Origin of the sequence: Nostoc sp. UCD121, from assembly GCF_014222285.1 — a bacterium.
Taxonomy (GTDB): Bacteria; Cyanobacteriota; Cyanobacteriia; order Cyanobacteriales; family Nostocaceae; genus Nostoc.
The window spans coordinates 1-244 of record NZ_JACKZS010000610.1; the positions used below are offsets into that span (position 1 = coordinate 1).

At 44.3% G+C, this 244-nt stretch carries 1 protein-coding gene; it reads left to right on the forward strand.

Translation table 11 applies throughout. The features are described 5' to 3' along the window. Nucleotides 1-244 (forward strand): glycosyltransferase (locus GNF10_RS37685; RefSeq protein WP_185607555.1); only part of this gene is annotated, 244 nt, incomplete at both ends.

Sequence of the window (244 nt, forward strand, 5' to 3'; positions counted from 1 at the left end):
CCATAGTTCTTGGTTGAATTTTTCCTCTAGCAAGGCTCAGTCAAATTCAGCTAAAACTACACGATCGCGCAGGATTTTTTATAATTTTTACCAGTGGTTGTACACCGTTTTAAATGCACGTTGGGAAAAAAAGGCTTTTCGTCGCGCACGCGTGGTAGTGGCTGTTTCTAGTCGGGTGGCTGAGGATTTGCAAGCCATCGGTGTAGCACCAGAAAGGATTCGGGTAATTGTTAATGGTGTGGAT